The sequence below is a fragment of the Povalibacter sp. genome, assembly GCF_036520495.1.
GTDB lineage: Bacteria > Pseudomonadota > Gammaproteobacteria > Steroidobacterales > Steroidobacteraceae > Steroidobacter.
The window spans coordinates 73,639-99,996 of the sequence record NZ_DATDJO010000015.1; the positions used below are offsets into that span (position 1 = coordinate 73,639).

General features: G+C 62.8%; 21 protein-coding genes. 11 read left to right on the forward strand and 10 right to left on the reverse strand.

The window, feature by feature from the left end; genetic code table 11:
* Positions 1-99: 99 nt before the first annotated feature.
* Positions 100-1,089 carry an N-acetylmuramidase domain-containing protein gene (locus VIZ63_RS04640; RefSeq protein ID WP_331608347.1) on the reverse strand — a complete coding sequence of 330 codons (990 nt, stop codon included), beginning with the start codon at positions 1,087-1,089 and terminating at the stop codon, positions 100-102.
* A gap of 95 nt (positions 1,090-1,184) precedes the next feature.
* Entirely contained in the window at positions 1,185-1,457 is a 273-nt protein-coding gene (locus VIZ63_RS04645; protein ID WP_331608348.1) for a hypothetical protein, read from the reverse strand.
* 144 nt (positions 1,458-1,601) lie between these two features.
* On the opposite strand from VIZ63_RS04645, the gene VIZ63_RS04650 reads away from it, so the two are divergent.
* From VIZ63_RS04650 to VIZ63_RS04660, 3 genes are all read left to right on the forward strand, one after another.
* Positions 1,602-3,518 (forward strand): S9 family peptidase, encoded by a 1,917-nt coding sequence (locus tag VIZ63_RS04650; protein ID WP_331608349.1) that lies wholly within the window; start codon positions 1,602-1,604, stop codon positions 3,516-3,518.
* Positions 3,519-3,784: 266 nt separating this feature from the next.
* On the forward strand, positions 3,785-5,017 hold the full coding sequence (locus tag VIZ63_RS04655; protein WP_331608350.1) for a PQQ-dependent sugar dehydrogenase: 1,233 nt from the start codon (positions 3,785-3,787) through the stop codon (positions 5,015-5,017).
* A gap of 320 nt (positions 5,018-5,337) precedes the next feature.
* Positions 5,338-6,417: an aspartate-semialdehyde dehydrogenase gene (locus VIZ63_RS04660; RefSeq protein ID WP_331608351.1), complete on the forward strand. Its 1,080-nt coding sequence runs from the start codon at positions 5,338-5,340 to the stop codon at positions 6,415-6,417.
* A 164-nt stretch (positions 6,418-6,581) separates the two neighbouring features.
* Here the strand turns inward: VIZ63_RS04660 and VIZ63_RS04665 are convergent, their stop codons facing one another.
* Positions 6,582-8,378 (reverse strand): hypothetical protein, encoded by a 1,797-nt coding sequence (locus VIZ63_RS04665; RefSeq protein WP_331608352.1) that lies wholly within the window; start codon positions 8,376-8,378, stop codon positions 6,582-6,584.
* Between the two features lie 347 nt (positions 8,379-8,725).
* Here VIZ63_RS04665 and VIZ63_RS04670 point away from each other — a divergent pair, with 347 nt between their 5' ends.
* Positions 8,726-9,946 carry an SUMF1/EgtB/PvdO family nonheme iron enzyme gene (locus VIZ63_RS04670; protein ID WP_331608353.1) on the forward strand — a complete coding sequence of 407 codons (1,221 nt, stop codon included), beginning with the start codon at positions 8,726-8,728 and terminating at the stop codon, positions 9,944-9,946.
* Between the two features lie 102 nt (positions 9,947-10,048).
* Here VIZ63_RS04670 and VIZ63_RS04675 read toward each other — a convergent pair whose 3' ends face one another.
* The 5 genes from VIZ63_RS04675 to VIZ63_RS04695 all read right to left on the reverse strand — a co-directional run bounded on the left by VIZ63_RS04675 (position 10,049) and on the right by VIZ63_RS04695 (position 14,546).
* Complete coding sequence (locus VIZ63_RS04675; RefSeq protein ID WP_331608354.1) at positions 10,049-10,663, reverse strand: hypothetical protein; 615 nt, start codon at positions 10,661-10,663, stop codon at positions 10,049-10,051.
* Positions 10,663-11,184 carry an N-acetyltransferase gene (locus VIZ63_RS04680; protein WP_331608355.1) on the reverse strand — a complete coding sequence of 174 codons (522 nt, stop codon included), beginning with the start codon at positions 11,182-11,184 and terminating at the stop codon, positions 10,663-10,665. Before VIZ63_RS04680 ends, VIZ63_RS04675 begins: the two co-directional genes overlap by 1 nt.
* Positions 11,185-11,188: 4 nt before the next feature.
* Complete coding sequence (locus tag VIZ63_RS04685; protein WP_331608356.1) at positions 11,189-11,773, reverse strand: hypothetical protein; 585 nt, start codon at positions 11,771-11,773, stop codon at positions 11,189-11,191.
* A 34-nt stretch (positions 11,774-11,807) separates the two neighbouring features.
* On the reverse strand, positions 11,808-12,470 hold the full coding sequence (locus VIZ63_RS04690) for a YkgJ family cysteine cluster protein (protein WP_331608357.1): 663 nt from the start codon (positions 12,468-12,470) through the stop codon (positions 11,808-11,810).
* 288 nt (positions 12,471-12,758) lie between these two features.
* Positions 12,759-14,546 carry a protein kinase domain-containing protein gene (locus VIZ63_RS04695; RefSeq protein WP_331608358.1) on the reverse strand — a complete coding sequence of 596 codons (1,788 nt, stop codon included), beginning with the start codon at positions 14,544-14,546 and terminating at the stop codon, positions 12,759-12,761.
* A gap of 952 nt (positions 14,547-15,498) precedes the next feature.
* On the opposite strand from VIZ63_RS04695, the gene VIZ63_RS04700 reads away from it, so the two are divergent.
* From VIZ63_RS04700 to VIZ63_RS04720, 5 genes are all read left to right on the forward strand, one after another.
* Positions 15,499-16,587 (forward strand): anthrax toxin-like adenylyl cyclase domain-containing protein, encoded by a 1,089-nt coding sequence (locus VIZ63_RS04700; protein ID WP_331608359.1) that lies wholly within the window; start codon positions 15,499-15,501, stop codon positions 16,585-16,587.
* A 4-nt stretch (positions 16,588-16,591) separates the two neighbouring features.
* A complete protein-coding gene (locus tag VIZ63_RS04705) occupies positions 16,592-17,338 on the forward strand; it encodes an alpha/beta hydrolase (RefSeq protein WP_331608360.1) in 747 nt (248 codons plus the stop codon).
* A gap of 325 nt (positions 17,339-17,663) precedes the next feature.
* Positions 17,664-19,472, forward strand: coding sequence for a DUF885 domain-containing protein (locus tag VIZ63_RS04710; RefSeq protein ID WP_349261126.1), 1,809 nt, complete (start codon positions 17,664-17,666; stop codon positions 19,470-19,472).
* A gap of 281 nt (positions 19,473-19,753) precedes the next feature.
* Entirely contained in the window at positions 19,754-20,272 is a 519-nt protein-coding gene (locus VIZ63_RS04715) for a hypothetical protein (protein WP_331608362.1), read from the forward strand.
* A gap of 160 nt (positions 20,273-20,432) precedes the next feature.
* Positions 20,433-21,080, forward strand: coding sequence for a dihydrofolate reductase family protein (locus VIZ63_RS04720; RefSeq protein ID WP_331608363.1), 648 nt, complete (start codon positions 20,433-20,435; stop codon positions 21,078-21,080).
* Between the two features lie 531 nt (positions 21,081-21,611).
* On the opposite strand, the gene VIZ63_RS04725 is transcribed toward VIZ63_RS04720, so the two are convergent.
* On the reverse strand, positions 21,612-22,451 hold the full coding sequence (locus VIZ63_RS04725; RefSeq protein WP_331608364.1) for a DUF2306 domain-containing protein: 840 nt from the start codon (positions 22,449-22,451) through the stop codon (positions 21,612-21,614).
* Between the two features lie 185 nt (positions 22,452-22,636).
* On the opposite strand from VIZ63_RS04725, the gene VIZ63_RS04730 reads away from it, so the two are divergent.
* Positions 22,637-24,631: a winged helix-turn-helix domain-containing protein gene (locus VIZ63_RS04730; protein ID WP_331608365.1), complete on the forward strand. Its 1,995-nt coding sequence runs from the start codon at positions 22,637-22,639 to the stop codon at positions 24,629-24,631.
* Between the two features lie 213 nt (positions 24,632-24,844).
* Positions 24,845-25,048, forward strand: a complete 204-nt coding sequence (locus tag VIZ63_RS04735) for a hypothetical protein (protein ID WP_331608366.1) — start codon at positions 24,845-24,847, stop codon at positions 25,046-25,048.
* A 71-nt stretch (positions 25,049-25,119) separates the two neighbouring features.
* On the opposite strand, the gene VIZ63_RS04740 is transcribed toward VIZ63_RS04735, so the two are convergent.
* Positions 25,120-26,121 carry a hypothetical protein gene (locus VIZ63_RS04740; protein ID WP_331608368.1) on the reverse strand — a complete coding sequence of 334 codons (1,002 nt, stop codon included), beginning with the start codon at positions 26,119-26,121 and terminating at the stop codon, positions 25,120-25,122.
* Between the last annotated feature and the right edge of the window lie 237 nt (positions 26,122-26,358).

A 26,358-nucleotide genomic window follows, 5' to 3' on the forward strand; every position in this document is an offset into this window, starting at 1 on the left:
GCCCGTCTCAGCAGAACCAGTTCGTGACTGTCACGTGCCGGACAGCAGGCGAAACTCGCGGAACCAGGTAGCGAGCGACTCGTGATAGTGGTGTTTCTCTTAGCCGGACCCGTTGTAGTAACGTGCGACGACGCGAAAATCCTTGTCGGTCGGCGCGGCTCGGCCGACGGTCTTCGCCACGTCGGCCGATGCGGCGAGGAAGCGGGCAATCTGCATCACCTGCTCCGGAATCGAACTCAGATACATGCGCCTTGCAGAGTCAGCGCCGACCCGCCGGTAGTTCTCACCCAGAATCTGGCCGAGACCGAAACTCATCGAGCGAAAGCGCAGCTCGACGAAATCCTCCACAGGACGCTTCCTGTTGAGCCGGCTCAACAGATGCTGCTCGAAGCGCGGTCGCACGATGCCACTGGTCTCCTGCCGGATGATGGCCAGCAACCATTCGCGCCCGATATTGCAACCCTGCGCGGCGATGGCGGCCACCGCCTGATCAGCGACGACACCGTACTTCGCGAAGATCTCCTTGCAGGTCAGCAGGCGTCGGCGATGCAGCGCATCCAGATGGAACAACGCTTCGTCGAAATTGCCGCACATCACTTCGCCCTGCTCGATCATCTGCACCGCTCGCGCGAGCATCCGCTCGATAGTGGCCGGCGTGAGTTTCGCATCCGGAATTCTGACGATATCGGCGCTGGCGGTCTGCCAGGTGCATGCGTAACACAACGTACCGCGATCGATGCTGCGGGTGAGCGAGTTCTCGAACGGGAATTGCGCCACCGCGCGATTGGTACCGCGACCGAAATTGCCATCGACCAGGAATGCACCCGTCGACGCCGTCGAATAGCCGAGAAAGATCAGCAGGCGCTGCACCGCCCGCATCGTCGACTCGCCGACGGAGTTACGCGTCAGCGTCTCATCGCCACCGTGGAAACGTTCGAGATCGGCCTCCCATACATTCTCGTCCTGTTCAGGCAGCCGCAGAATCCGGGCCACTCGCGGATCGACGACGATGCGCATGCAGGCGATCTCCTCAAGAACGTCACCACGATCCGCGCGCGGCTTTGCTGCAGCAATTGGCTGGAGGGGCATGCGCTGGCGGACTGTAACGACTGATGCAAGACCCAATCTGTGGGTGCGCTAAAGCCGGACCCACAAAAAGCCGGAGAGGCAGTTCAGATCGGTTGTTACGGCCCCTGGTTCACGCTCTTGCTCGTCGTGCAACGAAACGTCGTGACCTGCGTGCCCGTCCCTTCCGGCAGCGATGGATCCTTGTTGACGGTCGAGACGATTTCGCCCCTGCCGCTGCCGCTGCGGTGACAGGCGCGGTCCACCAGCTCCTGCGCCTTCGCAGCGTCACCGGTGTGCTGGATGGTATTGGTGTCGCCGTGATCGATCTTGATGGTCGTGCATGCCGCCGCGAGAGCGAGGCAGGCACAAATGGACAGCGCGCGCTTCATGAGTAACTCCCGGCCGATGATCCAGCAACGATCTTATACGCACTCCCTGCGAACATTCATCGCTTCCCGGCCGCGGGGCGCCGCATAGCCCTCCGATTGCGCGAGCACGCGTTATGCTCGGCGCTTCGCATCCAGGAGTTCGTCATGAAGAGAGCGTCTCTGCTGTCGTTCGTTGCGCTGATGCTTGCGCCGCTCGCGCCTGCGGCCGTCGAAAAGCCTGCCGCGTTGATCGCGGACGGTATACCGCCGATCCCCGACGAGTTGGTGGCAGCGACACGTCCCTATATGGAATTCCGGACTGCGGCATTTCAGGGCTGGAGCCCGGCCGACCGATCGATGCTGATCGCCACGCGCTTCGGTAATACCGCACAACTCCACCGGGTCGCCGGCCCGATGCAGGCGCGCACGCAGATCACGTTCGAGGCCGAACCGGTGGCGGGATTCTGGTCGCCGCGTGGCGATGTGCTCGTGGCGCGCAAGGACGTAGGGGGCAGCGAGTTCTACCAGCTGTATACCCTGCACGCCGGCCAGCTCAAGTTGTTGACGGATGGCAAGAGTCGCAACGCGCCGGGCGCCTGGAGCAAGGACGGCATGCTGCTCGGCTACTCATCCACGCGACGCAATGGCACCGACAGCGATCTGTACGTGATGAATCCGCGCGATCCGGCCTCGAACCGACTGGTGGCCGAGGTGAGCGGCGGCGGCTGGCAGATCCTGGATTTTTCGGTCGATGGCGCCACCGCGGTGATCATGGATCAGCAATCGATCACCAATTCCGACCTCTACCTGCTGGATCTGGCCAGCGGCAAGAAAACACCGATCGGCAATATCAAGAAGGACATCGCATACGGCGGCGCGCAGTTCGCACCCGATGGCACGCTCTGGGTGACATCCGATGAAGGCGCCGATTTCCTGCGGCTCGGCACGATCGATCCCGCTTCCGGAAAGTTCACGGCCGTGTCGCCGGAACCGCGCTGGGACGTCGAAGAGTTCGACATCGCCGACGACGGCAGCTTCATCGCCTACACCACCAATGAGGCGGGCATCGGTCGCGTCAAAGTACTCGATCCGAAAACCCGCGCCGTGCGCACCGTGTCCGCCCTGCCATCGGGCTCGATCGGCGGCATCGAGGTCGCGCCCTGGGGCACGATCGGCATCACACTTTCGTCCGCACGCAGTGCCGGCGATGCGTATGCAATCGATCCGCAGACACTGGCGGTGACGCGGTGGACCCAGAGCGAAACGGGCGGCCTCGATCCAAACGTCAATGTCGAACCGGAATTCATCGAAGTGGCGAGCTTCGACAAGGAAAAAGTTTCGGGCTTTCTGTACCGCCCCGATCCGAAGAAATTTCCCGGCAAGCGGCCGCTGTTGATCAACATTCATGGCGGCCCCGAAGCGCAGTTCACGCCGGTGTTCCTGAGCCGCTCCAACTACTATCTGAACGAACTCGGCATCGCGATTTTCTTTCCGAACGTCCGTGGCTCGAGCGGCTTCGGTAAACGCTTCGTCAGCCTCGACAATGGTCCGTTCAAGCGCGAAGACACGGTGCAGGACATCGGTGCATTCCTCGACACGCTCAGCAAGGACGCCGCGCTCGACAGCGCGCGTTTCGCTGTCACCGGTGGCTCGTATGGCGGCTACATGTGCTACGCCGCTGCGATTCGCTACCGCGATCGACTGAAGAGCGCGAACTGCGTAGTGGCGATCTCCAACTTCGTGACCTTCCTGGAAAACACACAGAGCTATCGACGCGATCTGCGGCGCGTGGAATACGGCGACGAACGCGATCCGAAGCAGCGCAAGAAGCTGCTGGAGATTTCGCCGCTCACCCACGTCGATCAGCTGCGCATTCCGTTGTACATCGTCACGGGCGGCAACGATCCACGCGTTCCGGCGAGCGAGGCGGATCAGGTCATCCAGGCCGTCCGCTCGAACGGCGGATCGGTATGGTCACTGCTCGGCACCGACGAGGGTCACGGCTTCGCCAAGAAAGCGAACGTCGATTACCAGTTCTGGACGACCGTGCTGTTCTGGAAGCAGACATTGCTGTCGCCGTAGCAGATCGACAGCTCAAGAATTCAGATGCTCGACTGCGGCCGAAGGGAACCCGCAGGCGGCTCCGTGGGTTTCCTTTGGTCGCAGGCCATCTTGTTGATCCGGATAGACGCCCCGTGGGATTCCCGCTGGTCACGGGAATGACGCATCCGGAATCAATCAGACCTTCCTTAACCCTTCCCTTGAACTCAGCTCTGTGTCACGCGGAGATTTCCGTTGGTCATGATCTCTGTGTGAGACTCCGGCCCTGATTCATTCCTGGAGAAGTCATGACAGCTCACGCTCCGGCTCGCTACCTCCTCGCCGCCCTTGCCTTCACCGCGGCCTGCACTGCCTGTGCACGGGAGGCCGACAATGCAGCGACGGCATTGGAAACACGACCCGCCAATGGCAAGGATTTCAAACCCGCATTCGCCGGGCAGACGCGCGCGCCAGGCATCAAGAGCAGTTTCGAGCCGACCGTGTCGGTGGTCGCCTCGGGACTGAAGAGCGCCTGGGCGTTCGAGTTTCTTCCCGACGGACGCATTCTGATCGCCGAACGCGCCGGTAACCTGCGCATCATCGACAAGACCGGCAAGATCTCCGCTCCGGCCACCGGCTTGCCGAAGGTGTTATTCGAAGGCCAGGGCGGCCTGCTCGATGTGGCGCTGGATCCGCAGTTCGCCAGCAACCGGACCATCTACTGGAGCTATGCCGAACCGCGCGAGGACGGTAATGGCACTGCGCTTGCGAAGGGCGTGCTGAGCGAGAAGGACGGTGTGCCTGACGTGAGCAACGTCCAGGTGATTTTCCGGCAGATGCCCAGCTGGAAGTCGACCATGCACTTCGGCTCGCGCATCGTCTTCAATCCTGATGGCACGCTGTTCCTCGCTCTCGGCGAGCGATCCGTGCCAGCGGCGCGCGTCCATGCGCAGGACCTGTCGATGCACCTCGGCAAGATCGTGCGCATCAACAGCGACGGCAGCGTACCCAAGGACAATCCGTTCGTCGGACGCAGCGACGCGAAACCGGAAATCTGGTCCTACGGTCATCGCAACATCCAGGCCGCGACCCTCGATCCACAGGGCAAGCTATGGGAGATCGAACACGGTCCACGCGGCGGCGATGAACTGAATCAGCCCCAACCCGGCCGCAATTACGGTTGGCCCATCATCACGTACGGCATCGAATACGTCGGCCCGAAGATTGGCGATGGCCTCACAGCCAAGGCCGGCATGGAACAACCCGTGTACTACTGGGACCCGGTCATCGCACCGTCCGGCATGATCTTCTACACCGGCGACATGTTCCCCGAATGGAAGGGCGACCTGTTCGTTGGCGGACTCAACAGTCTGAAACTCGTGCGCCTGAAACTGCAGGACGGCAAGGTCATTGGCGAGGAATGGCTGCTGCAGGATCAGAAAGCCCGCATCCGCGACGTACAGCAGGGCCCGGATGGTGCGATTTACGTCGCCACCGAATCCGCGGAAGGGCAGTTGTTGAAGATATCGAAGGGAAGTTGATAGTGGAAAGTTGATAGTTGATGGCGACAGAAAGCGCACGGGCAACCAGCACCTCCCGTCGGACGCTTTCAACTGTCAACTATCAACTTGCCTCCGGTGCTTGCGCCGGAGGGCGTTCTTAGCTACCTTGCCCGCCGCATGAATCGCACCACGGCCAAACGCACGACCATTAAAACCAAGACGCTCTTTGCGGGGCATCTGGGCTGTCGGCGCGCGTAAGTCAGAACCGATTCGACAGTATCCCAAGGCCCCGCCGGTAACGACGGGGCCTTTTCATTTGTGAGGCGCCCGTCATCGGTACAACGATGAGGTAAGTCTCCATGTGTTCCGCAGTTGCAGCCGTCGCCCAGTCGCCTTCCAGACCGGGCCGCCAGCCCAACCTGGTCACCCCTGTCGTCGCCTTGATCGGCGCAACCGGCGCCGTCGGCGTCGAGATGGTGCAGTGTCTCGAGAAGCGTCGCTTTCCCCTCGCCTCGCTGCGCCTGTTTGCCTCGGCGCGCTCGGCCGGCCAGACGATGCCTTACGCAGGCCGGAACATCGTGATCGAAGAACTGCGCGAGGACGCGCTCGACGGTATCGACATCGCGCTGTTCTCCGCCGGCAGCGGAATCTCCAAACGCTTTGGCCCCCTGCTCGCCGAACGCGGCACGATCGTCATCGATAACTCCTCGGCATTTCGCATGCGCGCCGACGTGCCTCTCGTCGTGCCGGAAATCAATGCGGACGCACTCGCCGGTCATCGCAACATCATCGCGAATCCCAATTGCGCGGCGATTCTCAGCATTACGCCGCTGTGGCCGATTCATCGCGTCAATCCCATCAAGCGCCTGATCCTCTCGACCTACCAGGCCGCCTCTGGCGCAGGAGCCGCCGCGATGCAGGAGCTGCGTGAAGCGACGCGCGCACATCTGGAAGATCGCGAATACCAGCACACCGTGCTGCCGCATCCGTATGCGTTCAACGTGTTCAGTCACAACACCCGCATCGATCCGGCCACCGGCTACAACGAAGAAGAAACCAAGGTCATGGAAGAGACGCGCAAGATCTTCAATGAGCCCGACCTGCGCATCACCGCAACCTGCGTGCGCGTGCCGGTGCTGCGTGCCCACTGCATCTCCGTGAACTTCGAGTGTGCGAACCCGATCTCGGCAGCGGAAGTGCGCGAGATCGTGAGCAAGGCGCCCGGCGTCAAGCTCGTCGACGATCCGGAGAATAATTATTTCCCGATGCCCAAGGACGCATCGGGCGCCGACGACCTGCTGGTGGGCCGCATTCGCCAGGACGTGAGCGATCCAACGGGCCGCTCGGTATCGCTTTTCGTTGCCGGGGATCAGTTGCTGAAGGGGGCGGCGCTCAATGCGGTGCAGATCGCGGAGGCGCTTCTGACACGCGCGAACTGATAAGGCGGAAATGGCGGCCGTTGGCAAGGAGGCCGTTGGCAGGGGCCTGACGGCAAGCGGGCCTGCGGCAGGGAAGAATCAGGAATTTTTCTTCCCTGCCGACAACGTCAGCCACCCTGTGACCGATAGGGAATCCCGCGGGACCGACGCAGTCGGCCGCCATTTCACTCCTGCCCGACCCTCATCCGCTTCGTGCCGATCTGCAAATCCTTCCACGGTGGCGATACCGCCTCGAACCTGCCTTCCTCGAGACTGCGTACAGTCGACTTCCACAATGCGTCGTCGTAGTTCTCATGGAACCGCCCGACCTGGGCCCAGCCAGAGTCGCGATTGGCGAAAGTCATTCCGCCGTATCGATTCAGCACCACGAACTCGTCGCTGCCATCCTCGTTGAGATCGACGAAGATGCCGACGGATTCTCCGCCGTCGGCAGTAGCCGCCAGGCCTGCGTCCGGCGTCTGCAGTGATTTCGTCACAGCAACGGCCAGCGCAGGCTCGAGGACGCTGTCCTGGGGAAAGAGTTTCAGCGCGTCGAGATACGCGTCGTAGTCGATCGGCGCGATCCAATCCCCGCGATGTCTCTCCTCCAGCGCATGGCGTGCAGCCTTGCTGATGCGGTTCGCATCCGGTCCCGTTGCCAATGCGGCCAACTGCTCCAGTCGCGCGGTCCCGTAGCGACCTGCATCGAATCTCAGATACTGGAACGGTGTCGACTGCCGGCCGCGATAGCGCAAATCGTCCTCACGCGCCGGTGCGGGGAGCGGCAACTGTGCCATCCGGAACTGACTGTTCGCCGCCAACCGGTACGGCGACAGTATTGGCGTCAATGCGCAGGCGATGGTCGCGATGAGCGCGAGTGCGACGATGACATTGATCCGGGCGATACCCGGCAGCCAGCCGCTGCGATCGAACACCGAGATCGAATAACCCACCGCATAGATGACTGCAGCGCCTGCGACGATGAAGGCCCAGACCCGCTCGACCGTCAGACCGTAGGTGCTGGTGCGCACCATCAGCGCGTAAATGGCCGTCAACGCAACGATCACCGTCAGCGGCATCATCCAGCGCAGCATCTGTGCAACTGCATTCGGATAGGGACGCGCGACAGTGCCGTCACGATAAGCTGCGTTGAACAGCAGCACGATGACTGCGACCAGCCATAGCAGCCACGCTGCGCCGATGGCTCGTTGTCCCGAACTCACCAGGCCCGGCAGCTTCGCCAGCAGCGCCAGCGTGAAGAGCGTGAGAATCACACCTGCCACGACCGCCAGCCACTTCAGCACATTGAGAATCTGATCGAGCACGACGGACGTCATCCGATCGATCGAGCCGATCAAGCGCAGCGCGATGCCGAAGGTGAGCGCGGTCACCGGATAGATGAAGATCGGTTCGGCGAACAGCTCGCGGAAGAAATCGATGCCGAGCATGTGAAAAAGCGCGGCCCAGAGCCCGAGCAGCAGCCAGAACAGGCCGGTAAACAGCACGGCTTCGGCAAGCACGAGCGTGTTGTGCCAGGCCGAGGCAAACAGCGTCGGATAGTGCGCATTCCAGCGGCCCGCCAGCAGGCGCGCCTGCAGGAAAGGCAGCAGCATCAGCCAGAGCACGCAGGCTTCGATGCCGAGCGCGAACAGCCCGCCTTCATTGCCGAACACATCGTCACCCCGCGGCATCAGCACGGCACTGCCGTGATGCCAGCCGAAGTAGCCGTACGCCGCGCCAAGCGCAGCGGCAATGAGCCAGTAATCCCTGCGTCGCGAAAATGTCCCGAGTAATTGCAACGTCAGCGGCACGAACAGCGCGACGCCATAGCACGCGAACAACCAGGCCGGACTCGTCGCAGGCCAGTGTTGTTCGACGATCGCATGGTGCAACCCGTACAGGGCCCATCCCTGGATCACGGCGACGATCAGAATGAATGGCAGGGACCGCCCTGCCGACTCGACGCGTGTTGTTTCTTCCATCACCTGCCTCCGATGCCAGCCGCCAGCATCGGCGGACTTTGTGGCAATCCCATGCCGGGATTCTGACTGACTGCGGGCCGATCGGGGAACTCATGCCCGGGAAGAAGAAATCAACGGGCACAGGGGACGCAAGGTTAGAAAGGAAATGAACGGCTTCGCCGTTGACATTTTTGTGTCCCTTGCGCCTTTTCGTCATGGGTGACGAGCAACGCCGTGTCCCACACCGCTATCGCGAACGCCTCGGCGGCGATACGCTACAAGCACGCATGCAGTCGGCCACCGGCCCGTACGATAGGCCGTTCCACAAAAACCCATCGCACGACACATCCGAGACGGGCTTTCAGACAATGAAAATATTCATCAGCTACGCCTCCCAGGATCGCGCACAGGTCGAACCGATCCGCTACGCACTCGAAGAACAGGGACATGAGGTGTTCTTCGATCGCGACGACCTGCCTGTCGGCGAGAGCTTCACCACACGGATTCGCAGCGCCATCGAACGCTGCGATCTGTTCGTGTGCTGCATCACGCCCGACACGGTCGATGCGGGCAGCTACACGCTGAATGAGCTGGATATTGCCCGGCGGGTTTTTCCGCGTCCCTCCGGGCGTGTGTTACCGGTGGTGCTGCGCAAGGTTCCGTTCGACCAGATTCCTGCCTGGCTGAAGTCCGTCACCTTGCTGGAGACCCCAGGCAACGTGACCGCCGCTGTTGCGGACGCGGTGCATCAGATCGCCCGCAAGCGCAAGCTGCAGCGCATGAAGCGGATCGGGATCGGGTCGGCCGTGGTCCTTATTGCAGCAGTGGCCCTTTACAACGTGGCGCCGCCGACGACCGACGACGCAACCGCCGATACGGGAAACGCCCAGCCGGAAAATACACTGAACCTCGGGCCGCAGATCCCGATCGAGGCAGGTCAGTTCATCTTTGGAGACGACGTGAATACGCCGCGACGCAATCTCTATGTCAGCCCTTTCCTCATCGACCAGCACGAAGTCACGACAAGTCTCTACGCTGCCTTCATGGAAGCAACGGGCTCCGATCCCGCACCCGACGAGTGGGAGCAATTCGATCCGGCCTCCCACGGTGAATTGCCGGTCATCGGCGTATCGTGGAACGAAGCCAATGCGTTCTGCAAATGGGCAGGGAAGCGTCTGCCCACCGAAGCCGAATGGGAAAAAGCCGCCCGCGGCAGCGATCAGCGACTCTATCCGTGGGGCGATGACGAGCCGACGCCCGAGCATGCGACGTTCGAGCGTACCGCCGACTACGCCTACGAAGGTGGCGTGACTGCCGTCGGTTCACATCCCATGGGACAAACCCCTGAGGGTGTTCAGGATCTGGCCGGCAATGTCTCGGAGTGGGTCAGCGACTGGTACTCAGACTCGTTCGATCGCGACGACACTCGCAATCCGCAGGGCCCCGCCGAGGGATCGGGCAAAGTCATTCGCGGCAGCGGCTGGCAGGATCCGGCCGAAGAACTGCTGGCAGTGAAGCGTTATCACGCGAACCAAAGCACGCGACAGACGGATCTCGGTTTTCGCTGTGCGATGGATCAACCCCAATAAAAACCGCAGCAAAGCGAAGACGAGAACACTGAATCGGCGAAGGCCGCACCCGAAGAAGACACGCAGCAGTGAATGCGCGTTTGCCGAGCGAGCTCTGCCGCATTACTCCGACGGCAGCAGCGCAAGATGCGCCGCGCCGCGAAAGTCCGTGGGTTCCGGCTCTCCCTTCGCCGCCGCCTTCTGCCTCATCAGAGCGTGATTCATATCGGCCGGCTGGAAGGTGACTGGCTTGCCGAGGCGTCGCGCCTCCAGCATTTCATCGCGGGCTGCGATACCGCCACCGATGCCGATGAACTCATCGCCCGATGACACGATGGCCTGCGAAGTCGGCGACAGCGTAGTCGTGCCCTCCACGTAGCCACCCCACTGCGGGTCCTTCACGAAGAAGACCTGATCGACGCAAGTCGCCAGTGGCACCTGCTGATCCTGCGCCTGGCTGGAAACGATTCCGATCGTGTGGAAACCCCGGTCTTTGGCCAGTTCGTAAACAGCACCGATGCCATCCGCGGTGGCGCCGATCGAAATCGTCGTTTCATCCGGATCGAAGCGCTCGAGCACTGCTTCTGCGTAACGCCGCATGCCCGCCTCGTCCTGGTAGCCGGTTCCGGAATAACCCATGAACACGACGATTTTCTTTTGCTGCGATCGTACGGCCTGCACGACTTGTTGCGGCGTCTGCGCTGCAGTGATCAGCGGCGCTGCGTGAGGCCGCGTCATTATCCTGCCGCACGCCTGAGAATGAATTCGAGATCGACGTGGTCGCCGACCGGAAAGCCGTACTCGCCGACTTTCTCGAAACCGAAACGGCCGTAAAGCCGCTGTGCGCCGACGTTCTCCGACCACACGCCGACGTACAAAGGCCCGAAGCCCTGCGCCTCCAGCCAGCTAAGAGCGGTGTTCAGTAATTGCGTCCCGAGTTGCAGACCGCGGTTACCCGAGCGGACATACAACTCCTGCAGTTCTCCGGCGCCGGGTTCCAGACTGTCCACCGGCAGCTTGCAGCGACCGGCCACGGCGTAGCCGATCGGCGGTGCCGAGTCGAGTCCGCCCAGCCACACGCCACTGTTCGGATCGTCGAGCAGCTTCGCGTAGCGTTCCTGCGAACGGGAGTTCAAAAGGAACGCCTGCAGATCCTGCGGCTTGTAGAGGTGGCCAAAGGTTTCGGTGAACGTGATTGCGCCGAGTTCGGCGAGCTGCGGAATGTCTTGCGGCGTCGCGCGACGGACCGTGACCGACATGATCTCAGCGCCCCAGCTTCGTCATCGAGAACACCCGCGGGCAATCCGATTGCGGACACCACATCGACACTACGATGTGCCAGCCCTCGCACTTCACGTCGATGAATTCCTGCGCCGAGCCCCGGTTGAGATAACACGGCGGCGCAAGCGCCTGCCGCAGCGGTTGGCCCTGGAACGTACCCGAATTCGCGATCCGCTGAATCGTCAGATACGCGACGCCGGTGGGAATCGCACCCTCGATACGGACCGGAATCTCGTCGCCCGCCACCTTGACGAGGATTTCGTTCCAGTCGCCCTGACACTCCCACGCGTCGCGGATGCGCGCGCACTGCACGATGTGATGCATGGGGCTGCCCTGGTACACGCCATGCGAGCTGCAGCGAACTTCCGCGCTGGCAGTCGTCTGACCAGTGCCATACGTGCGTACCTGGAGCGACTCGACCCCGACGTCGTGGCGGCTGCGGCAGGCCAGTTCCTCGAGGGTTGCACGCTCGGCGGCGCTGATCTGCGGCGCGGTGGCTTGTGCCCCCGCCGCGCATGCGAGGATCGATGCCAGCATTCCTGCGAACCATGCGCGGCGGCTTCTCATGCGGTGCTTCGCTCCTGCCCGGTGACTATGGATCTCATTGTGCCTCACCGGAATCGAATCGGCGGCTCTCGGCGATGATCGCCTGCACGATGTCGGCCGCGTTCGCGTTGGTCAGGTTCGGGTCGAGAAAGACCGCATAGGCCTTGATCGCGAGCACGGCGATTCCGGTGGGCGCCGTCGGCCCACGACCTCCCGGAAACGCGCTGCGCTGGTCACGAATGAACGCGGCGGCGGCGAGCACGGCGTCATGTGCGAGTCGGTCCTCGGTCGAGGCATACCGGAACAGCCATTCGCTCACGCGCCGGTTGATGACCGGCTTGTCGGCGCCGCCCGCCTGGATGCCCGCGGCCGCGAAGATGCGGCAATCGTAATCGCGACAGGTCTGCGGCCGATGCTCGTAGATCGAACAGTTGCCCTGCCTGAGCATCGGGCAGGTACCGTCTTCCCGATACGTCATCATGAAGTGCCCGGGCGGCTGACCTTGCGCGGTGACCAGGACCTGCTCGGGAATGCGTGCGAGTGCCTGCACATCTTCCGGTCGCACCGGAATGTAGTAAGAGGAAACGCAGCAGCCGCGACACTCGCCGCACGGTACATCGGTACCGCCGTCGCCTCGCAGTGAGGCACGCATCTGCATCAACCATTCGCCGAAGAGACCGGCATCGATACGGGCAGAGGTGTCAGTCGATTCAGGCATGAGGATTCAGTGGCGACCGGGAGCCCACATCTTCTCACGCGGCTGCACCTGGCCAATGCCCCGCCCTTGCCGCTTTGAATGCCGGAAAAAAGCTGATGTGTCGGGATCCGGATTCAAAGATGAAGAATCTCCACGGGGAACGTGACCGAAGGAAATCCCGCGGGGCGGGGTGACACGGGGCGAGAAGCGGCCACAAAATGCATTCATCCACCCCGTGTGTCCCCGTGGAAATCCTCTTCGCTGACGCCACTGCGATGCTCAAGTAAGTGCCATTGTCCCGAGGAGGGCTCAGGCCGTCGCGACATCCGCCGGTCGAGCCGGCGCTGGCTCCTGGAACGAGCGCATGTACTTCGTGCCGCCATTGAGCACGGCCGCCCAGGCTTCTCGCGTTTCGTCGCTGCATTCGGGATCGGCCGCAGCCACGGACTCGGCAATGGCCTTGGAGAAGGACTCGAACCATGCCGGCGGGATCTGCACACCCAACTGCCGATGGCGTGCCGCCACCCGCGACAGGATGGTCGGCTCGCTCGCGGACGGATTCGCATGGAAGGCGAGCATCAGGACGATGGCGTGATGCAGCAACTCGTATTGCCGCGGCAGGTCGGTCTTCTCGAACAGCGGCCCGGCCTGCGGACAGGCGAAGAAGAAGGCGCGGTAAATGCTTTCATAAAGATCCTGACGATGCAGGCAGCGCTTGTAGCTGGCGCGCGCCAGTTCGGCCTGCGCCATGGCGGCATCCGCCCGCATGCGCCGGTTCAGCCGGGCGCCGGAAATCGACCAGGCATCCGCCATCGCCGTGGCGATGGACGCATAACGCTGCGCAGGATCGGGCGCGAGCATGCGCCTGATGACATTGCCGAGTTCGGTGGCGCAATGGCATTCGTCGTCGAGCCCGCATGGATTACTCACCCGCCCCAGTTGCGCCGCCAGCTCACCCCAGTTCTTCGCGGCGATGAAGGGCTTGCCGGCCAGCATCTCGTACAGCATCAGGCCCAACAGGTACTGGTCCGCTGCACGTCCGGCCTGCTTGCCCTCACGCATTTCGGGCGCCATGTACATCTGGTCTTCGAGCGTCATGCGATCCTCGCGGCTGACGCTCGGCGTCCTGACCGTGGCATGGAAGCCGGAGATCACCGGATTGTCTTCCGGATCGACGATGACATGCGTGGGCCGCAGCTGGTTGTGCACCAGATCGCGATCATGCGCGTACTGCAGGGCATCGCCGATCTTGCTGAAGTAGTCGAGCGCCTGTTCCAGCGGACAGCGCCCCTGGCGTGCGATCAATGCCGCCAGCGATTCTCCGGCGATGAACTCGGTGATGACGTAGTTCGGCAGCCGCTGCATCTGCACGGAATAGACGCTGCAGATGTTGCGATGCTTGAGCCCCGCAGTGCTGCGCACGTAGTAGTCGTACAGCTGCGTATCCTCGGACAGTTCCGTGCGCTCGAAGGCCTTGATGGCGACGGTACGCCCGAGCAGCTGGTCGAATGCTTCGAAGATGGTCGCATGCTCTCCGCGCGCCACTTCCCGACGCAGTTCGTACTGGGCCGGTAACGCTTCGCGCAATGACTGTTCGATACCGCAGTCTTTCAGGGAAAGGTCTTCGAGCCCCGATCGCACATCGGCCGTCGTCTGCAGCAGCGCCGCGGTGATTTTCTGATTGATGTCGACCAGCGCCTGCTCGCGCTGCGCCGGTCGCAGCGTCTTGAGCGGCTGCGCCGGATTGTGCACCCACTGGAAGCGCTCGATCACGGCGGACCGCCAGGTGCTCGGCCCGATCGGAATCAGGAACAGACGCAGCTTCTTGCGGCGCACCGACTCGAGCAGCGACGGCAGTTCGTGATTGCGAATGAATTCCGAACTGAGGAAATCCTGGCTGACGAGCAGGATCGCCGCATCGGCCCGCGACAGCGCATCGCGGATCTGCTCGCGCCAGTCCTCGCCCGCCTCGATACGCTCATCCGACCACACATCCAATCGCCGCTCGACTTCGAGGTACTTGCGCAGTTCCTCGAGGTACTTCTCGTCGTTGTGGCTGTAACTTAGAAACAGCCGGATGGGACGTTGACGGGGCATGCCTGCTCCCTCGATGCGGCACCTCCCATACTGGCCCACCACCGCGCAGAAGCAAGGCGACTTTAGGGCTGCCGGGGATGCGACACTCATGTGGAATCCCACAGGACGAAGGCGCCCTACTGTCCGGGATCAATCGCGGTGTGAATTGACCTGCCTCCCACCTTCACCGCGCGCGCCTGTCGGCCGGCGACGGGCGAGGCTGGGGGGAGGAGCTTGGCGAGACCTTCCGTTGGTTCATCGCAGCGTTGAAGAAGGTCGCCGCAGCATTGGTCATGTGCCAACGTCACGGACCGATTCGCTTCGCGCACCGCGTGGCCTCGTGCCACTCTGACTCAAGAGTGCCGATCTGCGTTGCTTTTCCCAAAGGTAACCGGGTCCGCCAAGCCCCTCCCCCCATCCTTCCCGTCGCAAGAGGCGCGCTGCCTGTGTGGGGTTCTTCGATCGCATTCTTCGAAGAAGCCACTGCGAAGAGGCCCCCGCGGCAGCGCGCTCTTTGCGACTGGAAGAATAGGGCAAGGGGCTTGGCGGACCCGGTTTGTGCCGGGAAAGGCAACGCAGGTGGGCACTCCCAGATCAGGATGGCACGAGACCGGCGCGGTGTGCGAAGCGAATCGGCGCACAACGCTGGCACAGGCCACATGCTGCGGCGACCTTCTTCGACGCGGTGATGAACTCAACGGAAGGTCTCGCCAAGACCCTTGTCCTGTTCTCGCCAGTCGCACGGCCGGCAGGCGCGCGCGGCAAGGAAGCTACAGACTGAGCAGCGGTAAGTATCCCGGACAGCAATGCGCGTGACCAATGGGGATCCCGCGGGGACCTATGCGGGACGGCTACGAGCGTCTGTCTACGTAGGTATTTCCTGCCACCACGGTTACGATGCCGCCCGGATCCGCCGCCGTTAGCCTCGATCATCAACGACCTCAGCCAGACCTGACGCAGGGAGAAAAACAACGTGGCATTGCTGATCGGAGAAGCGGCCTTGACCGCCACCGGAACGCTGAACGCGCATTCCGAGGTATTCCAGGCCATCGCCAACGAATCCGGATGCATGATCTCCTCGCGCGCGGTCGGCAAGTACGCCACCGGATTGCTGCGCGACGGCTATGCCACCAAGGGATTTCACAACAAGGCCAAGTCCTGCAACTGGGGTCCGATGGCTGGCTTCGTCCTGAGCGATCCGCGCTTCACCAAACGCGGCGACTCGCGCGAGGCCATGGAGGAGCAGCGCCGGGACGTGGTCAAGGCGTTCAAGGAAGGCGCCGGCGAAGTACCGGTCTTCATCACTGAATCGCGTCGCGCCGACCTGATGCGCCCGCCGCTGAATACCATGCAACCCGCGTGGCAAGTCGATTTCAACAATCACTACTATTTCGCGAACAGTCCGAGCGGCAAGCTGTACCTGTTCCATCTCGAACGCACGGAGAAGGCGCCGGGCGCCTACGGCAAACCGCTGTGGGCCGTGCAGTACGCCTACACGGAGGTCGCCATGCCCGGCAAGCTGCAGGCGGCCATCAAGTCGAAGGACCTGAGCTTTCTGCCGGTCACCGCGATCGTCGATGTCGCGACGCGACCGTCAGCCAGCAGCACCTATCTCGCAGCGACGACCGGCGACTACGACCTGTTCGCCGTGTTCCCCAAGCGGGACAGTTACGATCGCGGCGGCGCCGATAAACGTTCCGTGCCGGGCAGCGACCGGTTCAGGCAGCCGATCAAGCAGTTCATCGAGCACGAAGACAAGCATGTCGGCAACATCACACCGCGCATCCGCGAAATCGCACGGCAGATCAATTCACGCGCCAATCATCCAGGCGGCGATATCGTGCACCACAGCGACGAAGCCGGCCGTCCCCTGGTGAACGACATCGATTTTCCTTTCATTGCCTGGATCCCCGGCAGGACACAACCCTACGCGGCGCAGAATGTCTCCGACTTCAAACAGCTCATCGGCGAACTGCAGAGCGGCTACGTGCTTGCAATGAACCCCGGCTGGCTGAGGCATCTCGGCATTGGGGTCAGCGCCGGCGGCAGCTACGAGGTGTGAACGGGTGAGCGCGGTGTTCCAGGAAGATCGTTCTGTTCTGACGCGTGCGGCACGGCCGCCGGACTATTCCGTTCGCTATGGCGCGGATCCTGAAAACATCGCCGATGTCTGGCAGGGCGCGGCGCCGATCCGTCCGTTGATCGTCATGATTCATGGCGGCTTCTGGCGGCCGGAGTACGACCGCACTCACACCGCGCCGATGTGTGCAGCAATCGCTGACGCCGGATGGACGGTGGCGACCATCGAGTATCGACGTTCACCTGGTCATCCCGATCTCACCTGCGACGACGTGAACGCTGCGATCGCTGACGTTCCCGCACAGGTCAGGCATCACGACGGCCGAGTCATCGTCATGGGTCATTCCGCGGGCGGACACCTGTGCCTGTATAGCGCGGCAACGCCAACCCATCGTTCGCTGATCGGTGCACTCGCACTGGCCCCCGCCGCAGATCTGCAACTCATCGACTCGCTCAACCTCGACGGCGGTGCGGCGCGTGATTTTCTTGGCGCCACCGCGACCGACCGACCGGACCTGGACCCGGCACGAATGCCGGACAGCGCTACGCCGACGATCATGCTTCATGGCAGGGAAGACGCCATCGTGCCGCTGGCTGTGTCTCAGGCCTATGTCGCCAAGCATCCCTCGGCCCGACTCCATGTCCTCGATGGCTGCGGACACTTTGCGCTGATCGATCCGCAAAGCGATGCATGGCGTAGCGTCATCGCCGAACTGGAACGTCTCACCGGCTGAACCCGAACTGCGTGCGAGTGGCTTGTCGCGGCCATTCCTGGACTGCGTTCGTGTTGAGGCCTGTGGACAGCGTCAAGTGAAGAACGTGCTGTCCTCCGTTTGGGTCCGGCTTTTTTCCCTTTGTGTCCGGCTTCAGCCGGACAACATCCCAAAGGAAACCCTGAGGGGGCGCCTGCGCCCCGTGGGATTCCCGTTGGTCACGGGAATGACGGATCCGGAATCAATCGGTCCTTCCTTCACCCACAATTTGCTGTCACAGACCACTGGGTCGCCGCCGCCATTGTTATGATCGCTGCTTCCCCCGCGGAGATCGACCATGCCCTTGATGCGTCTGTTGCTGTTGATCCCGGCCGCACTGAGCTTCGGCCTGCTCGGCTGCAAACCCCAGAGTTCAAGCCCTGCGCCTGCGACTGTCGATTCTCATCCGGCGTCCGCAGCGCTCGCCGATGCGCGGCTGGCCGATCTGTCGCAACGCTGGCTCGATGGCTGGTTGCGACTCAATCCCGTGTCCGCGACGCAGATCGGCAGGCATGACTTCGACGGCGAAGTCGACGACCTCAGCCCGGCCGGTCGGCAAGCCCTCATCGATTTCAGCAAGCGCGTCCTCGCCGAACTCGACGCCATCGATGTGCAGCAGCTGTCGCGCGAAAACCAGATCGATGCAGCGATCCTGCGCAACCAGGTCGAAGGCGATATCTGGACGGTCGAGACCCTGCAAAGCTGGGCCTGGGATCCGCAGGTCTACAACGATCTCGCGGGCAGCGCGATCTACAACGTGATGGCGCGTGAGTTCGCGCCGTTGCCGCAACGACTGCACTCGGCCACGCTGCGCATGCAGAAGATCCCGACGATCTTCGCGCAGATGCGCGAGAACCTGGATCCGGCGCGCGTGCCGAAGACGCATGCCGAGACGGTGGCGAAACAGAACGCCGGCATCATCAGCCTGATCGATACGTTCATCACGCCGCACGCGGATCAATTGCAGGGCGACGAACGCAAGCAGCTCGATGCTGCGGTCGCCGGCCTGCGCAAGGCGACGGCCGATCATCAGGCGTGGCTCGACAAGACGCTGGTGCCGAATGCCAGGGGTGACTTCCGGTTGGGACAGAAACTCTACGATGAGGAACTGAAGTACTCACTCAACTCATCGCTGTCGCGCGCCGAGATTCGCCAACGCGCGGAATCGGAACTGAAGCGCGTGCGCAATGACATGTACGCGGTGGCCCAGCGGGTATTGAAGGACAGGCAGGGCGCTCCGCCATTGCCGGATAATCCGAACCCCGAACAGCAACAGAAAGCGATCGAGGCGGCGCTCGAACTGGCCTACGCCGATCGTCCGGCGCGCGACAAGGTCGTGGACTTCGCCAGGCAGACGCTCGAAGAGGCCACTGCCTTCACGCGCCAGCACGACCTCGTCACAGTGCCGAACGATCCCGTCAAGATCATCCTGATGCCCGAATTCCAGCGTGGCGTCGCGGTCGCGTACTGCGACTCGCCAGGCCCGCTCGACAAGGGGCTCGATACCTACTTCGCCATTTCGCCGATTCCCGATGACTGGGATCAGGCACGCGCCGATTCCTTCCTGCGCGAATACAACGGTCGGATGATGCATCTGCTGTCGATTCACGAGGCCATGCCGGGCCACTACCTGGAAGGCGTGCATTCCGCGAAGTCGCATTCGACCCTGCGCTCGGTGCTGCGCTCCGGCGTGTTCGCCGAGGGCTGGGCCGTGTACACGGAAGACATGCTGGCCGACGCCGGCTACATGGACAACGACCCGTTGTTCCGTCTCGTGCAGCTCAAGTTCTATCTTCGCAGTATCGCCAACGCGATCCTCGACCAGGGCGTTCACGTCGACAACTGGTCGCGCGAACAGGCGATGGAACTCATGACCGTGCAGACCTTCCAGCAGGAGCGCGAAGCTGCCGGCAAGTGGACCCGCGCCCAGCTTACGTCGGCGCAACTGCCGACCTACTTCGTCGGCGCGCAGGAGCATTTCGATATGCGCAAGGCGGTCGAGGCAAAGCTGGGGGATCGATTCAACGCCAGGGCCTATCACGACCAGGTGCTGTCCTACGGCGCGCCGCCCGTGCGCTTCGTGCGCGAAATGATGCTGGACGAACCGATCCGGTAGCGGCCTGCAGGCTGCCCCCCAGGCGCCACCTGAGGGGATGTCGCGATGGTCAGCAAGAGAACGTAATGCAGCGTTCTGTCCGGAGCCTGACAGTCGTGCAGTGCGGTGGCGGTGATCTCCGGGCGCTCGCGGGAACGGCCTGTGCTTTTCCGGGCTCGATTCGGCGCAAATCAGACCCGGACCAGACACAAATCATGGGCGTGACATGGTGACGGCGACCTCATTCGGCGAGGTTGCCCCCCGAACGGCAGCACAGTGCTGACCGATTTGGAGACCGAACCATGAACTCCCGCACCCTGCAACGCACCCGCTCCATCGCCTGCGTTGGCCTCCTGACCCTTTGCGCGGCCGTCGCTCCGCACGCGCAGGCGCATGCGCATGGCAAGCACTACGACCTGACCGGTACGTGGCGGACGACAGTGACTACCTACGACTGCAGCACCGGAGTCGAGAATCCGTCGTTCTCGGGATACCTGACCTTCAGCAGCGACGGCACGACAGCGGAAGCGACGGCCAGCCCCGCCTTCCAGCCGGGCCAGCGCAGCGCGGGGCACGGTTACTGGGAGAGCGGCAGCCGCAACACCTTCAGGATGGTGGTGGAAGCCTTCGTCCTGTTCACTACCACAGCGCCACCTCCTGCTCCGCAGTTTCAACGCGGCCGGCAGCGCCTTGACGCGGTGCTGAAAATGACGGGCCGCGACAAGTTCGAAAGCGTGTCGAGTGGCGTGAAGTTCTTCAATACGGCCGGTGTGCAGGTGGGCGGCGGCTGTGCGCGCTCGGTGGGCGAGCGGCTCTGGTAACCACTCAACCTTCGCATCGCTGCGTATACGATGCGAAGGTCACTCCCGCGGGAATCCATCCGGTCAGTGGATGGATTCCTGCCGGGGGACGTCCCGTCATGTCGGACGGCGCGCTGCACTCACGTCCTTGGTAGCGCCTTCCTCCACCACCGGATCACCCATGTCAAAACTTCGTTTCCGGATCTCCATGTCCCTGGACGGTTTCATCGCAGGACCACAACAGAGCGTCGACAATCCGCTCGGCATCGGCGGTATGCGATTGCACGAATGGGTCTTTCCGCTGGCCAGATGGCGTGCGATGCATGGCCTCCCGGGCGGTGAGACCAACGCCAGTTCGGCAGTGGTCGAGGAATCGTTGCAGAACATCGGCGCCACGATCATGGGACGCAACATGTTCGGCGGGCATCCCGGCGCGTGGAGCACGGCGCACCCGTGGATGGGCTGGTGGGGTGAACGGCCGCCCTTCGGACATCCGGTGTTCGTGCTGACCCATCACCCGAGAGAACCGCTGCACCTCGAAGGGACGACCTTCGCATTCGTCACGGACGGCATCGAGTCCGCACTTCGTCAGGCACGTGCCGCTGCAAACGGCAAGGACATCTCCCTGGCCGGCGGCGCACAGGCGGCGCAGCAGTACCTCGCCGCAGGGCTCGTGGACGAAATGGAGATCCACCTGGTGCCGACATTGCTCGGCGACGGCGAACGGCTATTCGATGGGCTCGGCGCCGACCTGCATGGTTTGAAGCCGGTCCGCACGGTGGCGGCGCCGGGAGTTACGCATATCAGTTTCTCCAGGAGCCAGGGGTAGCGCAGATCTATCGGGCGGCGTGAACCCGTCGCCGAAGATCCGGTGCCGGCGGCCAGGGCAGACGATCGTCTGCGTTGACTTCATCAACGGGCGTGAATAGATTTTTCGGCACCCGGTTCAAATCCGCGATTATGGGAAGCACACCATGTCGGACATCACTCCGGAACAGGTTGCCGATGAGCTGAAGCATTCATTGATGCCAGTGCCACTGGCGACACGGCCAATTTTGATCGAGGCGATCGCGACCCTGATATCGAAGCATGTGGCTGCCGAGCGGACTCGATGCCGCGCGCTCTGCGAGCGACGCGCCGAGTTGTGGCGCAACGCGGAGAACAGCAGGGGTCTCCTCGCCGAAGAGGCACGATTCAGAGCAAACGAGGCAATTTACATCGCCGATCTTTTGCACCCGGGCGAGTCGATTGCTCCACCTCGCAGCTCGGTGGGAAGCGGACACTGACGACGCAGGCGGGGTGCCGCAGCAACGCCGGGGCACCTCCGCCCTGGCAGAGAAATCGTATTCGCCCCGCACCGTCAGCCAGGGACGAGTTCGAGCAGATGCCTGCCGTACTTTCCGCCGTGGGTCGCGGTCACCACGGCGATCGAATAGACGAAGATCAGACCCGCGATCGCCACTGCAGCCCATAGCGACCATTGCAGATTGCGCGACAAGGCCATCCGCCGGTGCTGGTTGCGGATGAAGAACTCGGCGACCAGCAGGTTCGGAACGAAGAACAGATACAGGATCGCGTAATCGAACGGACCATCTTCGTTTTCGGTCATGCCGGTGCCGCCCGTCAGCTCGCGCCAGGCGCGGATTTCGATATCGAACAGCCAGGAACCGAGCACCATCGCGAACAGCCGGATCGCCCACGCCCGGTGCAGGACAAAACGTTTCGCGCGTGCGTGTACATAGGCCAGCACCGCACTCAGCATCATCACCGCGCCCCAGATGGCGAACGCGATGTGCGCTGGACCGCCAGTGTGACGCGCCACTATGAACGAGAGGCCGCCGACACCCGCGAGGAATCCCGCACTCACATAGACCCGCCCCGTCCAGCGATGGACGACGCGATGGCGCGCACGTATCCGGGCCGAGAACAGGATTGGCCAGGCCAGCACCAGCACGGTGCCCATGAAATAGTGCATACCGATGCCGATGTTGGCGATCCAGTCAGCAGCCGTCCGCATGGGCAGGCCCGTCACCAGGTCGCCCCACTGGTGGAAATTCCTGGAGGTAACGCCAGTCGCCCGCAGGAGGATGTAGGCACCGAAAGCCACGAGGCCGATCAAGGCTGCGAAGTAGAAGAAGCGACCGGCAAAACGGAACAGTCTCTCGTCTGCCGGAGCCGGTTGCGACATAGCCTGGCCCATGGGGCTCCCCGGTTGACGCCGGACCACTTCCGGCGAGGCCAGCTTCCCGTCGCGGCGCGGAGGAGTCTTGAGGAAAGTCTCAGGCTCTGCGCAGGTTGGTGAGGAAAAGCTCAGGTCGGCGTCGCGGCGATGCCTGCGGCCGTTCACCTATAATCGATCTGGCGGATTTACCGCCAGGGAATCGCATGCCGCAGCCTGCCCCGGACAGCATTGCCTTCGACGACGTCGTCATCGACTTCGCCGGCCGACGCCTCGTGCGCGGCGGCGGCGAGCAGGCGCTGGAACCGAAAGCCTTTGCTGTCCTCGAACTGTTGACGGGTTCTCCGGGACGGGTGTTCTCGCGCGACGAGATCCTGGACGCGGTATGGGGCCACCGGCACGTCACCCAGAGCGTGCTGAACCGGATCATGAGCCTGCTGCGCCAGGCACTGGGCGAGGATGCGCAGCGTCCGCGACGCCTGCATACGGTGCATGGCATCGGCTACCGCTTCGATATGCCGATGCCCGCGTCGCATCCGGAAGCGACAGCGACGATTCCAATTCCCTCCTCCGCGGCGACGATTCCGCCCTCACCGCCGTCGCGGCGCTGGCCCTGGCTCGCCGGCGTCGCCGCGACGCTGCTGCTCGTGTTCGCCGCGACCTGGCTGCGAAAAGGCGAGGATGCACCGACTGCAACCGGGCCGGATAAAGCGGCCGGCGCTCGACCAGCGCTCGCGGTCCTGCCGTTTGTGGATCTGTCACAGGCGCGCGATCAGGAATACCTGGCCGATGGTCTCGCCGAGGAAATCCTCAACCAGCTGGCGCAGTCGCCGGCGTTGCGGGTGGTCGGGCGCACTTCGAGTTTCTCATTCAAGGGCAAGAACGAAGACCTGCGCACGATCGGCCAGCAACTGGGCGCGGCGCACTTGCTCGAAGGCAGCGTTCGCAAGGACGGTGACCGGCTGCGTATCACCGCGCAGCTCGTTCGCGCCGCGGACGGCATCCATCTCTGGTCGAAGACCTACGCGCGCGAAGAGCGTGACGTGTTCGCGGTGCAGGATGAAATCTCGCGCGACGTGGCACAGGCGCTGAGCGTGAAACTGGACGTGGCCCGGTACAACCGTGAACAGGCCGGCACCACCCACGTGGAAGCCTACGAGCGCTTCCTGCGCTGGCGCAGCATCGTGATGCAGGAACTGTACGATTTCGCTCACGACCGCGAACGCCTGCAGCTGGCGCGCGAAATGGTGGCACTGGATCCGCAGTGCACGCTGTGCTGGGACGCACTGGCCAGCTCACTGCGCTCCATGGCGCAGGAAGTCGGCGGCGCGCAGGCCGAACAGTTGCGCGCCGAGGCCCTGCAGGTGCGCGAGCGCATCGCGCGGATGGCGCCGGACAGCTGGGTGGCGAAGCGCGACCGATCCAATGCATTGTGGCTTGCAGGCAAACGCGCCGAGGCTATCGCGCTGGCGAAGGAGATCGTGGATTCCGGGCCGCTTACCACGGAGCGCGTCTGGGACTACGCCTACATGATCTACGCCATGGGCCATCTGAACGAAACCATCGCGCTGGTCGAACAGGTGCGCGCGGTCGAACCGATGGCGCTCTTTCTTTCGCGCGACCTGCAGTTCGACTACACCGCCGCACGCCGCTATCAGGACGCCGAGGCCGAATACCAGCGTGGCCTGAAACTCGAAGGCATCCAACTGGAGCCGACCTATATGGCCTTCTTCCGCCAGCTGGCAGGCAAGCGGCCTGGGGGGTTGCAGGAATTGCGCGAACTGCATCGCCAGCTGCTGGAGCAGGGCAAGGGATTCGACACGCCATTTTTTCGCGACCTGGGCCAGGAGCTGGATGACCGCGCGGCGATGCTCGATCTCGTGCGCAAGGCGCTCACCGACGGCGCCTATGGCGGCGACCTTGCGTATGTGTGGACCAGTGTGGCCGATGCGCTGGGCGACGCCGATCTGGCCGTCGCCGCCCTGCGCAAGGAGTTGGAAGCACAGCAGGGATTCCAGGAAGGCACCCTGCCCCAGTTCCCCTATGTCGCCTTCTGGAATGCGCCGTTCTCAGGCGTGCGCGCGCATTCGGACTACAAGCGATTGCTCATCGAGGCCGGCGTGGCCGACTACTGGCGACAGACCGGCAAGTGGGGCGACGGCTGCAGGCCGGTGGGCACGGACGACTTCCAGTGCGAGTGACCGGCCACTGCGTGCACGATCACATTGCGCGCTCACGTACTTTCTTCTCGAACGAAATGGCATGTCGATCTCAGAAGGTCGTGTCTGTCTGACGCCCGCGACAGCGAGCAGTTTCTGCCCTCGAGTGTCGCCGCATGCAATCATGTGCAGCACGGTCATGTCCGTGGCTTCGTGCGATCATTGCCGTGAACTTTCCGCTTCGAGTTCCGAGCAATGCAGTTCGACCCTATTCCCGACGTTCGCGACGGCCTGACGCGCAAGGAACGAATCGTTCTCTACGTCCTGCATGAAACGCAGAAGGAACGTCGCGGCCACAACGTGCCGACCGCGATGCTCTGGGGACGGGTCTGTGAACACTTCTGGATCAGCCCGGAAGAACTGACGCAGATGCTCGCAAGACTCGGTGCGCGCAAATAGATCCGGCGCTGCGCACAACGCGCAACGGCGGAGATGCTGCAACCGTTGTCAGGCGAGCAGTACACGTCGACTCAGTACACCATGTTCACCGCTACCACTGGCGTCACGGTGGCAGCGGTGTTCTCGCCAGCAGCAAACCAGCGCGCTCCGACGATGATGCCGACGCGGCTGTTCCAGTTGTACTCGATGGCCGGCGCGATGCCGAATCGCCAGGCTGATCCAGACTCGTAGTCGACCGGTCCGCCCGTGGCTGTCGTGCCGGTGACGCGCGTGGTGTCGTCATGCTGATAGATGAAATCCAGCGCGAAGACCCAGTTGCGCGTGATGCTGTACTCCCACGCTGAGTTGACGGTGAACACATCGCCGGGCTGCGCGTCGCCGCGAAACCCGGCGTCGGTGCCGTACACGCTGACATCCTCGATGCTGGCGTCGCCTGAAAAGGCGTAAGCGAAATTCAGGCGCGTACGCAGGATCCGGCCATTCGGCATCCAGAAGTAGTACTGCGAATAGAGGGCGATCGTCGTCGTATAAGCGCCCGAGCCGACACCGTCGCTGGGCCGATCGCCCAGACGATCGTACTTCCCGGTCGGCAGCGTTTCCTGCAGCACCAATGACGTCGTCGGAATACGTCGGCCTTCGCGGAACTGGGACAGACGGTATTGTGCCTGCACGGTGACATCACCGACCTGAATGCCGGAGCTGTCCCTGCCGGTGCTGACGTCGTTGAACCCGAAGACGGGAATCGCGCCGATGGTGAAGTCGTCGGTCACGCCGTAGAGCAAGTAGGTCAACGATCCATAACTGTGTACCCGGTCGACATCCTGTGTGTTGCCGTCATTGTCGAAACGTCGGTAACGAATGGCGTCGTACAGGTAGGGCTCGATGAGTGCGTGACCTTGCGGCAACGTCCCGGCGCCAGCGGCCACGATGGGCCCGGTCCACCAGGCGTCGTCCAGGGACTGTCGTTCGACGGCAGTTGCTTCGCTCTCCATCGCGAAAATACGCGCCGCCATCAGCAGAACAATGAATCCTGCTGCAAGACGCAGCCAGCGGATGGAACCTGGCGATTTCACTGAATATCCTTTGAGTGTCAGGGACCGCATCATCGGTGCCGACGATGGACACGGCATCCGGATTCTTGCGGTTGATTCCTGCGGTGCGAGTGTCGCTTCCCGATGTGTCTGCCGTTTGTAAACATCTTCGATCTGCCTGTTTGATTTTGTCATTCTCGCGCAGGGGTGATGACCACTCAGCGCGTACTTAACCTCAAATCATGGACAGCCACCGTCATGATTGCGTACCGAAACGGA